The following is a 12785-nucleotide window of genomic DNA, read 5'->3' on the forward strand; positions in this document are numbered from 1 at the left end:
CTGTTTAATATCAAACTAATTTTACCAAACCGAAAGCTTAAAGTGAAAATTTCTTTTCGATTTTGAACATTATGGGGTTGATTTTTTATTTGTTACAAAATAGTGTTAACCCATAGGAAATGGAAAAAGCGTGAGAGTTACTCAAGCGCGAGGTGGTATTCGTTTCCGAAAAGAAACGAATTTGTGTTTTAACTGCTTTAAGAGATGTGGGAGTGATTATGAGTCCTTTCTTAGGCGAAGTAATTGGTACAATGATTCTTACCCTTTTCGGTTGCGGCGTAGTTGCGAACGTCCTTCTTGAAAAATCCAAAGGTCAGAACGGTGGTTGGATTGTTATCACCATGGGTTGGGGATTTGCAGTAACATTTGCAATCTACGTTGCCGGTAAATACTCCGGTGCGCACATCAACCCTGCTGTTACCATCGGCCTTGCTGCCGGCGGTTATTTTTCCTGGGGTCTGGTTCCCCTTTACATCGCAGGCCAGATGCTCGGCGCTTTCATCGGTGCTGTTATCTGCTTCCTGACCTACAAATGCCACTGGGAACCCACTGCGGACGCCGGCCTTAAGCTGGCTGTGTTCTCCACTGGCCCTGCTATTCGCTGCACCAGCGAAAACTTCCTCTGCGAATTTATCGGTACCTTCTTTCTGGTATTCATCATCCTCGGTATCGGTGCCAACGAATTCACCCAGGGTCTTAACCCCCTGATCGTCGGTTTCTTCATCGTATCCATCGGCCTCTCTCTTGGTGGCCCCACCGGTTACGCTATCAACCCTGCTCGTGACCTCGGTCCCCGTATTGCTCACGCTATCCTGCCCATCCCGGGTAAAGGCGACAGCGACTGGGGATACTCCTGGATTCCTGTTGTAGCACCCATCTGCGGTGGTGTTGCAGGAGCTCTGACTTACAAAGCTCTCATAGGCTAAGTCTCACGATTGATAGATAGAACTTAAATGATAATACGGGGCGAAGTTTTTCTTCGCCCCGATTACAAAAGGGGAATTTAAAAAATGGCTAAAAAATACGTACTTTCAATTGACCAGGGTACAACCAGCTCCCGTGCAATCATCTTCGACAAAGCTGGCCAGATCCAGAAAGTTACCCAGAAAGAATTCACCCAGATTTTTCCTAACCCGGGTTGGGTTGAGCACGACGCTATGGAAATCTGGTCTTCTGTCCAGTCCGTAGTAGCTGAAGCCCTCTCCGATGTTTCTGCTGAAGAAATCGCAGCTATCGGTATCACCAACCAGCGTGAAACCACCGTTGTTTGGGACAAGAACACCGGTAAGCCTGTTTACAACGCAATCGTATGGCAGTCCCGCCAGACCATGGACATCTGCAATGACCTTAAAGAAAAAGGTCTTGATCCCGTTGTTCGTGAAAAGACCGGTCTGCTCATCGACGCATACTTCTCCGGTACCAAAGTAAAATGGATCCTCGACAACGTTGAAGGCGCTCGTGAAAAAGCTGAAGCAGGCGACCTCCTTTTCGGTACCATTGACACATGGCTGGTATGGAAGCTCACCGACGGCGCAGTTCACGTAACTGACTACACCAACGCTTCCCGTACTCTGATGTACAACATCCACGAACTCAAGTGGGACGAAGAAATCCTTGAAGCACTGACTGTTCCTGCTTCCATGCTGCCCGAAGTTAAACCTTCTTCCGAAGTATACGGCAACACCCACAAAGATAAGTTCCAGGGCCTCGAAATCCCCATCTCCGGTATGGCAGGTGACCAGCAGGCTGCTCTGTTCGGTCAGGCTTGTTTCGAAGAAGGTATGGCTAAAAACACCTACGGTACCGGTTGCTTCATGCTCATGAACACCGGTGAAAAAGCAGTTCCTTCCAAGAACGGCCTGCTGACCACCATCGCATGGGGTGTTGACGGTAAAGTTGAATACGCTCTTGAAGGTTCCATCTTCGTAGCAGGTTCCGCTATCCAGTGGCTGCGCGACGGTATGAGAATGTTCCGTGACGCTAAAGACTCCGAGCTTTACGCAACCCGTGTTCAGGGCACCGACGGTGTTTACATGGTTCCTGCATTCGTAGGTCTCGGCGCTCCTTACTGGAACTCCGAAGTTCGCGGTGCAGTATTCGGCCTGACCCGTGGTACCACCAAGGAACACTTTGTTCGTGCTACTCTTGAGTCCCTCTGCTACCAGACCAAAGACGTTCTCTCCGCTATGGAAGCTGACTCCGGCATCGAGCTGGCAAAACTCCGCGTTGACGGTGGTGCAGTTGCTAACGACCTGATGCTCCAGATTCAGTCTGACTTCCTCGGCGTACCCGTTGAGCGTCCTCTCTGCATCGAAACCACCGCTCTCGGTGCTGCTTACCTCGCAGGTCTGGCAGTTGGTTTCTGGGAAGACAAAAACGACATCAAAAAGAACTTCGGTGTTGACCGTGAGTTCGATCCCAAAATGGAAGAAGCAGAAGCTGCAAAGCTGTACGAAGGCTGGCAGAAAGCTGTTGAAGCTACCATGGCTTTTAAATAATAGAACATACGCAGCTTAACCGCTGTATCTCACTGTATATAAGAAGGGCATCGCTTGCGATGCCCTTCTGCTTTTTGAAAAAGCACGGTCTGCTGTGATGTGAATTGTTAGCCAGTTCTTCGAGCTTACAAGATGTTACGCCTGCGGTGGCTGCAAAAAAACACTGGAACGAACCGTATCAAAGCATACGTGAGGTTCCAGTGTTTTTTTTGCGCCTGGCATCGGGCACTTTCTTGAAAAAGACGGTTGTAGAGGGGTTATGAAATGGGAAGTTTAATTGTGAACCGTGTCCATTGTCCGGGAACGGATTCCACTTCCATGATACCTTCATGCTGGTTTGTGATGATGAAATAGGAGACTGAAAGCCCGAGCCCGGTTCCTTTACCAACCTTTTTTGTGGTGTAGAACGGGTCGAAAACCATATTCTTGCGATCATGGCTGATGCCCGGTCCATTGTCTTCAATCTCAATGACAGCCATATTGTTTTGTTTTTTGGCGCGGCATATGAATTGTGGCCTGCCTTGCGTGTAATCCTTCTCTGTCATGGCTTCTGCACCGTTACGCAGGATATTCAGAAATACCTGCTGGATTTCATTTCCATCACATATAACAGGTGGTAAATCGTCCGCATATTCACGTATTATTTCCAGTTTTCTGAAGTCGTAATGCTTCTTGAGATTGTAGTCATTTGCCGCCAGTTCTATTGTTTGATCCAAAAGAATTGCAAGGTTGTGTTGTTTGGTCTTTTGTTCACTTTTACGACTGAAATTAAGCATGTTGGATACGATTGCTGCTGCCCGCTTTCCAGACTCCTGAATTCCGTTGATCATCAAAGGGATGCTCCGTTTCTGCAGGTATTCCTGTAACTGCTCAAGTGAAATTCCGCATTCTTCTGCGGTTGTTTTGTTTGTATTCATATCGCTTAGCAGTCTTTTCTGCATGTTCTGGGCATGTCCCAGTATCCCGGCCAGCGGGTTGTTGATTTCATGGGCCATTCCGGCTGCCAGTCCTCCAACTGAAACCATTTTTTCGGATTGGATCATCATTTGTTCAAGGTTGATTCGCTCTGTTACATCATCAATGCGAATGACAGCTCCCTGAACCCCATTGGCTACCAGCGGAAAAATAGTGATGTCGTCGTAGCGGGTGATATCACCGTTGGTCCGTGTTTCCATGGAGTCGGTTTCAATGGTCCGGTTTTTCATGGCCGCGAGAACTTTGCCCAATTCACTCTGCAACTTGGGCATTGTTTCAACCAGCGGACGGCCCACGGCGTAGCTGGAGGGCAGGTTACTGAACTTTTCAGCTTCGGTGTTCCAATGTGTGACTTTGCCTTCCGGGTCAACTCCGACCAGAATTGACGGCATGGAGTTCAGTATATTGGAAAGATATTTTTTCGTTCTGTGCAGTTCTTTTTCCGCGCAGCTGCGGGCCCGGTCATATCTGACCAGAAAATAAAAACCGATGAACAGAAAGAGCATTCCGCCGGACCAGATGCTTGTGAATGAGGCATTGGTTGTGTCTATAAATGTGGCAAGATATTGTTGGTATCCGGTCATTGGGACAGTTACACTTATCCCCCCTCGGATTTCTCCGACTTTGTATCCCTGTGAAGCATGGCATTTCAGGCATCCTTTCTCGGTAATCATCGGGCGCATGAAATGCAGGACCGGCTTTCCGTTTTCTTTGGCAAGGCTGTGATAATCGGCAGGATTGTCAATGAATGTTGTCAGAACCTTTCTTTCCCATTCACTGGGAATATTGTCGGGACGAATCGGATTAAGGCTGGTTATGTGGCCGTGTAATCCGGCTTTGTTATCCATTATCGAATAGACCATGCGCATCATGTATGCGGGGTTTATCATGGTCAGTTCTTTGCCGCCTTCTGTGGTGATATCGCGGTTTGGAACATTCAGATATCGGTTAGGAGACAGCGTAGGGGAGACTTCAGCATAAAGACCGCCCAGTCCAGTTACCCAGCGGCGATAAGTCAGGTCTTTTTCAAAAGCGACTTCAGCTTCTCTTAAGGCTGTCCGGTAAATATTATCTTCTTCCGCCTGAATCACACCTGAGTAGAAATGGTAGATGGATGCGGTCCATACACAAGCCAGAAGAAGCCCGAAGAGGAATAAATTGTGGTAATACTTCACGGCCATCCCCTGAGTATAAGATTTATAGCAATGCTGTATCTTATCAGATCAGGGGGGAAGCATCCACAATGAGTTTGAAAATGTTTAGTGGATTTCCAAGTGCTTGTTAGAAATTAATTTGCTGGAGAGGTTGAATTCGTTAAGGTACTTCTTCTGCCATTTGCGGGCTATTTGATTAAAAGTGCCTTCCTTTTTAATGTCTTGCGCAGCCTGTATCCATTTCTCGACCTGATGGGCAGGGGTTCCTTTGTTGGACATGACTATGTACGTATCCACGCTGTAAGGAGACTCAAATTTTTCGAACTGATTGATATCAATATTCATTTTTGAGCATTCGATTGCAAATATTCCAGAGTCGGCAAAGGCAAAATCAATTCTGCCGTTGAGCAACTTTAGTACATTCTGAGCGTGGGTTCTGGTTGAGTCTATATTTACGAAACCTGATTCGCGGAGTACCTTCTCGCGAATAGCTCCGCGCTGCACGCCGATCATACCGTGGAGGCGGGCATCTTCAAATTTTTTCAGGTTGATGTTTTTGCTTTTCAAGTAAAATAGAGACCATTTTCGCCTTGTTACCACGCTTATCCAATGGAATTTATTTTCCCGTCCGGGGGTTCTGGCTAAGGAGAAAGTGACTGTCCCGGGTACGGATTCGGCTGTCTTGATAGCTCTGGTCGCCGGGTAAACGGGTATCTCTTGATTTGTTCCGGTTCGCTCCATGATAGCTTTGATAAAGTCAACACTTATTCCTGTTAGCTTTCCGGCAGAATCTACATAGTTGTTAGGTGCTTCATCGATACCGAGTACTGTAATTGCTGCTTTATGATCATCTGCGTATGAGGTTCTGCTTTGAAATACAAGCAAGGATAGTAAAATTAAAGTCAGTGTCAGTATAGGGTTATACCGTTTCATATAAATTCTCGTTTCGGTTATTTTATATCCAGGCGTTTTACGCGTGCTCCGTTGTTGAAAAATTCAAGGGGCTTGATTCCATCGCTTTCAACTACCCCCTCGGTTTTGGAATAAATATATAGTTTAATCGGCGTCAAATATTTATCTTTCAACTTTTGTTCAATTGCCTTTATTTCTTTGCTTCGTATTAGCCTTTGTCCGGTTACATCTGCCATTATTTTCCAGCCTTCACTCATCTTTTGGGCTTCAACATGAATCGGGAAAAGATTTCTGATGTTCTTGATGTGTTCAGTGGCGGATTTCTCAATCTCTTTGGTTAAAGCTGAAGTTTTGCCGGAATAGCGTGTGCCGAACAGGTTTCTACCGTTACGGGTAATGTCGTCACTTTTGTAGTAACGGATGATCAGGGCCAGACTGTTTTCTCCGGTACGGTCGCGCAGCATATTTTCAAGCTTGCCAACCGAATCTGGTTTTGGCCGCTCCGGCCCGCTTATCTCAACTATGAGTGCGGGGCCGCTTTTCAGTTCTGTGTAGTTGATCCCGGAGAGTGTGTACCATGGGAATTCTGAAACCAGACTGCGTAGTATCAGTTCGCCCTGTTCCTGAATAATGGCACTCTTCTGCATTATTAATTTCTTTTGTTCGGCATTAGCCTTAATAATGGAACTGCTTGATTCAAGTGAAGAAGTTATGCTGCGGGTGATGCTGGTGCGGACAATAATCTTTACCGGCTTGTGCAGAACTTCAGCCGCTTTTTTTTCCATTTTCTCCACTTCCCCGGCTTTTAGGGAAGAAGGACCGTTTACGGTAATGAAGCCGTCGATCCCGCCGCTGCTGACCAAGTGATGTATTTTTTCGATGTTTGTGTTGGGGATCGAAGTGATGGCTTCCATTGCCACGGTGCGCAGGGTGTTGTTGATCTGTCTGGCCAGTGCTACGTCGAACAGGGATTTGGTCAGTAAAACTGCAATGATGATCAGGCCGATGGTTGAAATAGAAAAATGTTTAAGCAGTCTGGGGAGCGGTTCATTTTCGGAGTGGGGGATGAAGCCAGTGATTATGAACAGCACGCTGGCAACAGAAAGGATTACCAGAAAGTTGGCAAAGAAGAGCAGAAATGCTCCCCATCCTGCAGTGTAGTGCTGCAGGGCTATGCATAAACCGCTGGCGCAGAGTGGGGGCATCAGTGATGTGGCGATGGCGATACCCGGCATCACCGGACTGACCCGCTCATCTATAAGTGCGACTGTTCCAGCTAATCCGGCCAGAGCGGCAACCCCGAGGTCAAGCAGGTTTGGTTTGGTTCGGGAAATGATTTCATGGGTCAGTTCATAAAAAATTGGGAAGTTGCCGATAGCTATTCCCCCAAGAAGACCAATAATGATACCGGCTGTAACTGAAAGAGCCGAAGCCCGGATAAGGGAAACTTCACCGCGAACCAGTCCTAGGGCCAGTCCGAATATGGGCGTCATCAGCGGAGAAACAAGCATGGCCCCGATTACAACCGCCGGGCTTTCTGCTGTTAGTCCGATAGAGGCAATGAAGGCAGCGACACCCATTAGCAGGTAGTACATGCCTCTGGGAACTGAGTTGCGTGTTATTTCTGCGATGAGGAATTCACGGCGCATATCGCTGACAAATAGCAGTGGTTTTTTAAAGAAGTGACGTTTGAAAGGCAGGCCCATAAAGCCTCCTCTGTTCGGCGAGATTACGGTTACGGTTGATTTGACTGCAAAATAGTAACTGTAATAAAGAAAATACCTATAATGGCTGGATAGGTCAATAAGGCAGGCCATATTCATGCCTTCTTCTAACTTTTGGGATTATTTTAAAAGGATATAGGGAATGCATTTTCGTTTATACAAAAGTTTCTTGTTTTGCAGTCTTTTGTTTATTTGCGGAGCAGCACAGGCTGCCAGTCTTGAAGATTTGTACCGGCAGGCAGTTGAGGATGCCAGCGTTGTTGAGCATGGAGAAATCTACCGTAATCTTGTGGGTATATCATCTCCTGAAGCAAAGAATAATCCTGAACTGCTAAGGTGGAAGGAAATATCCGGGGAGCAGTCTGTGCTGGTGTGCACTTTAGCGGGCGGATATCTTCAGGGTAAGAACTGGAAGTCCGGGCAGGTTGCACAGCTGTCCAAAACAGACAATCTCTGGGTGACGGCGGTTCCGGAGCTGAAGAATTTTTTTAAGGAACGCGGTTTGATACCCGCCGACCATGATGCCTTGCTGCTGCGTATTAAACAATTGCTGGGGCTGCCCGCAGGGGAGGATTCAACATTGCTGGTCGAATTCTGGGTCCGGCCTTCCGATCTGTTCAGGCCTTGCCCGGATTCAGACCCCGCAGACCATGAAGCACAGCTGAGCTACCCGTGGAAAAGCAGTCCTTTTCAAAGCTTTAATTCAGACCGTTTAATCCACAGTTATGTTGATGAAGACCATCCTGATGTTATTTTGAATTATAAACAGTGGTATGAGAATCTTAACGCAACAACATATTCGGCTGAGACTCCTTATCCTTGGACGCAGCTGGGATATACTTACGATTGGTCCGATGACAGGTTTAATAATGGTCATGTCGGTTTGTCTGAATTTATAGTTATCGGCGGATCAAAAATAGTTATTGAGAATGTTGTGACAGTCGGTCTGCTTGATAATTACTTTGGATTTAAGTTGCCAGTTAAGAAAGTGAATTGATTATAGACAAATAATATTATCCTCTTTTTATCGAACAACTATTTAGTTGGAATATTATGTGAATATGTATGTGTCGCATGTTGCTTGAGGTCTGCTCACTGGACAAGGTTATATGAAACAGCTAGGTTTAATAACGTGTTTAAAGGATGTTGCTTTTGCATAATCATATAAAATTTATCTGTATATTAATTTGTAAGTGTAGATGGTAAAAAAATACAATATTGGATTTTTGACGAGTCTGTTGTTTGTTTTTGTCTGTTGTTGTTCTATAGATTTAGTGGTGGCCAGACAGTTAGACAAAGAAAAATATATTTTTATGGATGAGCCGTTGCCTCCATATAGCTTAGGCGAGACTGGAAGCATTTCCCGGGAAGGGATTTCATATGAATTGTTGAGTTTGATTTTTGATGAGCTGGGTGTGGATTTTGACATTAATCTGGTTCCGTGGAGACGGGCCATCAAGTCCGCAACACACGGAAAGATTGACGGTGTCCCGCTGATGATGAAAAGTAGTGAACGTGAAAAATTTATTTCCTTTTCGCTTCCGCTTATTGAAACAAGAGAACTCCTTTTTTATCTGCCGGAAAGGTTCCCGGACTTTCTTTGGGAGAGCTATGATGATCTGGCCGGAAAAACAATCGGGCTGGTCAACGGTTATACCTATAGTAAAGATTTTCTTGATGCTGTGAAGAATCATAAATTAAAGGTGCTGTATTCGAAAGATACAGAATCGTGTCTTGTTAAGCTATTGGCCGGAAGGGTTGATTTTGTTGTCGAGTATGAGACTTCTGTGCGGGTTTTTTTTCATGCCAATGCAGAGTGGCGTGAACGCATAAAGCATTCCGATCGCGCTGTCTCTCGTTGTTACTGGCATATGGGTATTTCAAAATCATCACCTCTTGCGTCGCGCATGGGTGAGATTAATAGCGCTATTCGAAAGATAAAGGCTGATGGCCGATGGGCCGGGATCGTCGATCCCATCAAATAAGGACAAAATATGCTTGCGAATCGCAGGAGTTTGAATTTTGCATTAACCTTGAATGTGGTGTTAGTGGCTTTTGCAGTCAGTATCATAGTTGGTGGTATACGCATCAAAATGTTTATTGATTGGCGTATCAGTGAACTTGATTCCACTATTTCTTCATTAGTCAATGCCGTGGCAGGCCCTGCCGGTGAAGCTGCATTCAGTATAGACCCGATACTTGCTGGGCGTGCTGTTCAGGGGCTTGTCGAGTCCCGCTATGTCAGTTCCGTGTCTGTTGTTGATGATTTCGGAACTGTACTTTTCACCTTTGCCAAGTCCGGGACCAAGGGCGGAAATTCAAAATTCAAAATTCCCGGAATCAGTTGGAATGATAAACGTTCTGTAGGACTGACAGCTTACGGTCAATCTGTGGGCAGACTTGTGGTTGACATTGATGACCGGGAAGTGAATGAAAGCCTGCATTCCATTATCAGTGCTGAAGTAGTCAATATTCTGCTTATTCTTGTGGCTCTGGCTATTGCATTTACGCTCGTATTTTATTTGACACTTACCAGACCGTTGTCCCGCTTGGCCCGTACTCTTTCTGAATTTGAACTTGAAAGCCGTGATTTGGGCCGGGTAGTACCGCCTAAGGGACACGAGTTGGATGAAATCGGTTCGGTTGCGGAAAATTTTAATATTTTACTTAGCAAGATTGAAAAGGAAATCCATCAGCTGCATAGAACCAAAGACGAGTTGGGACAGTTGCGTGTTTATCTGTCCAGTATCATTAATTCCATGCCGTCTGCGCTGGTGAGTGTGGATAATGACTGCATGATTACGCACTGGAACAAGCAGGCCGAGAGAAATATCGGTGTTCCGTCTTCCGAGGCTATAGGCCGTCATTTAGAGAGTGTGGTTCCCAGAATGGCTGCGATAGACGGTTTGATCCGCAAGGCTTTGGATGAGAAAGAAGTTTATTCCGATTCTCATCAGCACCGCCGAAAAGACGGTGAACTGCTTTATGAAGAAATTACCATTTATCCGCTGACTGCTGACGGTGTGGATGAAGCGGTTATTCGTGTAGACGATGTTACAGACCGTACCCGTCTGGAAATGATGATGGTCCAGTCTGAGAAAATGATGTCGGTGGGTGGGCTTGCAGCAGGAATGGCCCATGAAATAAACAACCCTCTGGCAGGTGTGTTGGGCCATGTCCATAACATGCGCACGCGTATTTTTGGCGATTTAAAAAAGAATGAAATTGTGGCCGAAGAGTGCGGAATAGAACTTGAGGCGCTGCGCTGCTACATGGAGCGCCGGGAAATATCACGCATGCTTGATGGTATTTTCGACTCCGGTAACAGGGCTGCGGCAATTGTCGCAAATATGCTGTCTTTCAGCCGTAAGAGTGAAAAGAAGCACGGCAAGTATGATATCGCGAAGCTTCTTGATAGTACTATTGAGCTTGCTGCTAATGATTACGATTTAAAGAAGCATTATGATTTCAGGATGATAGAAATTAACCGTGAGTATGCTAGTGACATTCCGGAAGTTGTCTGTGAAGGAACCGAGTTGCAGCAGGTCTTTTTTAATCTGCTCAAGAATGGGGCTGAGGCAATGACAGATAAGGAATATGTTGATGAAATTCCGTGTTTCAATTGTCGTATTAAGGAAGATTACTCCATGGTAGTGGTTGAGATTGAGGATAATGGTCCGGGCATGGATATAGATACCCGTAAACGTATTTTTGAACCTTTCTATACCACAAAAGAAGTAGGAAAGGGGACGGGGCTTGGGCTTTCCGTGTCGTACTTCATAGTCAAAGATCAACATGGCGGAGAACTGGAGGTAGATTCCTCTACTGGCAAATGGACAAGGTTTACCGTCAAGCTTCCTTTGGCTAATGTTTAATTATTAAAAAATGATAGATAAATCTTCAGCGATAGAAACAGTTTTGCGCAAGCTCAAGAAAATTTCCCTGGGACATGGGCTGGACCTGCGGACCTACAAGCGTGATCGGTCCGTTGTCATTTTACGTACGGGAGAAAATGCATACACTGTTATTGAGGATGGTTTTGATCAGGAGCGTTTCAACGAAGATTTCAAGGGGCTGAAGAAATTGCTCAAGAAACTGCTCAAAAAGGAATTCCCGCGCAGTAACAAGATTCGTGTTTACGATATTGAAGGTTTGAAATAGTTTATCGGTCAACGTTCTGTAAGAATGCGGATTACAAATGATTTTTTACTGACTTTGTAAGCTCTCCATTTTTAATCCTTCTTGCGGACTTATACTGTTTCCTTTACCCTTCCCATATGCAGAATTCCACTCAACCCATCGCCTACGCGCACAGTAAGTATAAGGAAAGTGTTATCGACCGTCCCAGCCTCCGCCTTAATGCCGGGGAAGGGCTGCCGAGACTGAATATTATCCTGCCCCATTTCTTTACCCGCTGGGCTTTCGGGGGAGTCGTTTCGGCTTTACAGGTGGCAAAATCTCTGACCATGCACTATGATTCCATCCGTTTTCTGTCTCTCAATCCTCTGGGAACTCCTGAGGAGATGTTTAATTTCAGTGATTTTGTGGAAAATCCTGAGGGCAAAACAATTGAGTGTGCAACTGTTTTCGGAAATACAGCCCTTGAAACCAGCCCGGATGACGTTTTTTTCTGCACATATTGGATGAGCACCATGGTTTGGGAAGAGCACTCCCGGTTGATGGAGCAGGCCGGGAATTCCAAGACTCCCTTTTACTATTTCATTCAGGATTACGAACCGGGGTTTTATCCTTTTGGATATCGTTTTGCCATGAGTCAGGCTTCCTACCGTCATCATGAATATACCCATGCCTTGTTTAATTCCCATACCTTGGCGAAGTGGTTTGATGATAAGGATTATCCTTTTGCCGAAAGGCACGTGGTGGTTCCGTCGTTAAACCAGTTTCTGCGCGAGCGGCTTGATAGTCTCGGATGGCGGTTGGAAGGTAAGGATTCTGATAAAACAGTAATATTTTTCTATGGTAGGCCGGAGCAGCCGCGAAATTGTTTTGCTCCTATTCTGGCAGGACTGGATGCTTTCTTTAATGAATTGAGCCCGCAAGAGCGTGAAGGATTTCATGTGATAAGTGCGGGGCAGGAGCATGAAGATATTATTCTCTCCTCCGGTGTGCCCATCAAAAGCATGGGCAAATTAACCATGGAAAAGTATGCCTCCTATCTGGAATTTTCACATATCGGCATATCTTTTATGGTTTCACCGCATCCGTCTTATCCTCCGCTTGAGATGGCTTCTTTCGGTCTTTATACCATCACCAATGATTTCGGAACCAAGAAGATCTCTGCGACTCATCCTAATTTGAAAAGTCTGCCCGCGCCGGACCCTCTGTTGTTGGCTGCGGAGTTGCACAAGGCCGCAAAGTGGACGACTAAACGCAAAAGCGGAGTCCACAAAGCAGTATTGCCAAACTGCATCAGTCCGCTGACGTGGGAAGAAAATGCCCGCGCTTTAGATCTTTCTCCGATCTATCCCCGTTAATAACCGGTATTTTACAGGTAGTCAGGG

10 protein-coding genes are annotated in these 12785 nt (G+C 45.9%); 7 read left to right on the top strand and 3 right to left on the bottom strand.

The features are described from left to right. The first annotated feature begins 218 nt into the window (after positions 1-218). On the top strand, positions 219-926 hold the full coding sequence (locus tag ACNI29_RS11290) for an MIP/aquaporin family protein (protein WP_419778476.1): 708 nt from the start codon (positions 219-221) through the stop codon (positions 924-926). Positions 927-1010: 84 nt separating this feature from the next. Continuing rightward, positions 1011-2498, top strand: coding sequence for a glycerol kinase GlpK (glpK, locus tag ACNI29_RS11295; protein ID WP_419778477.1), 1488 nt, complete (start codon positions 1011-1013; stop codon positions 2496-2498). A gap of 257 nt (positions 2499-2755) precedes the next feature. On the opposite strand, the gene ACNI29_RS11300 is transcribed toward glpK, so the two are convergent. The 3 genes from ACNI29_RS11300 to ACNI29_RS11310 form a co-directional block, all read right to left on the bottom strand. Beyond that, entirely contained in the window at positions 2756-4648 is a 1893-nt protein-coding gene (locus ACNI29_RS11300; RefSeq protein ID WP_419778478.1) for a c-type heme family protein, read from the bottom strand. An 84-nt stretch (positions 4649-4732) separates the two neighbouring features. After that, positions 4733-5512, bottom strand: a complete 780-nt coding sequence (locus ACNI29_RS11305) for a substrate-binding periplasmic protein (RefSeq protein WP_419778479.1) — start codon at positions 5510-5512, stop codon at positions 4733-4735. A 65-nt stretch (positions 5513-5577) separates the two neighbouring features. Continuing rightward, the gene (locus ACNI29_RS11310; protein WP_419778480.1) at positions 5578-7245 is read right to left on the bottom strand and encodes a DUF389 domain-containing protein; all 1668 of its coding nucleotides are present in this window, start codon (positions 7243-7245) and stop codon (positions 5578-5580) included. Between the two features lie 160 nt (positions 7246-7405). On the opposite strand from ACNI29_RS11310, the gene ACNI29_RS11315 reads away from it, so the two are divergent. From ACNI29_RS11315 to ACNI29_RS11335, 5 genes are all read left to right on the top strand, one after another. Next, the gene (locus tag ACNI29_RS11315) at positions 7406-8260 is read left to right on the top strand and encodes a hypothetical protein (protein ID WP_419778481.1); all 855 of its coding nucleotides are present in this window, start codon (positions 7406-7408) and stop codon (positions 8258-8260) included. Between the two features lie 280 nt (positions 8261-8540). Beyond that, on the top strand, positions 8541-9248 hold the full coding sequence (locus ACNI29_RS11320) for a substrate-binding periplasmic protein (RefSeq protein ID WP_419778482.1): 708 nt from the start codon (positions 8541-8543) through the stop codon (positions 9246-9248). 30 nt (positions 9249-9278) lie between these two features. After that, positions 9279-11138: an ATP-binding protein gene (locus ACNI29_RS11325; RefSeq protein ID WP_419778483.1), complete on the top strand. Its 1860-nt coding sequence runs from the start codon at positions 9279-9281 to the stop codon at positions 11136-11138. A gap of 10 nt (positions 11139-11148) precedes the next feature. Then, positions 11149-11424, top strand: a complete 276-nt coding sequence (locus ACNI29_RS11330) for a hypothetical protein (RefSeq protein ID WP_419778484.1) — start codon at positions 11149-11151, stop codon at positions 11422-11424. A 116-nt stretch (positions 11425-11540) separates the two neighbouring features. Beyond that, positions 11541-12758, top strand: coding sequence for a rhamnosyltransferase WsaF family glycosyltransferase (locus ACNI29_RS11335; RefSeq protein WP_419778485.1), 1218 nt, complete (start codon positions 11541-11543; stop codon positions 12756-12758). Positions 12759-12785 lie beyond the last annotated feature (27 nt).

It is taken from the genome of Maridesulfovibrio spiralis (SeqCode) (genome assembly GCF_048571135.1).
Lineage (GTDB): Bacteria > Desulfobacterota > Desulfovibrionia > Desulfovibrionales > Desulfovibrionaceae > Maridesulfovibrio > Maridesulfovibrio spiralis.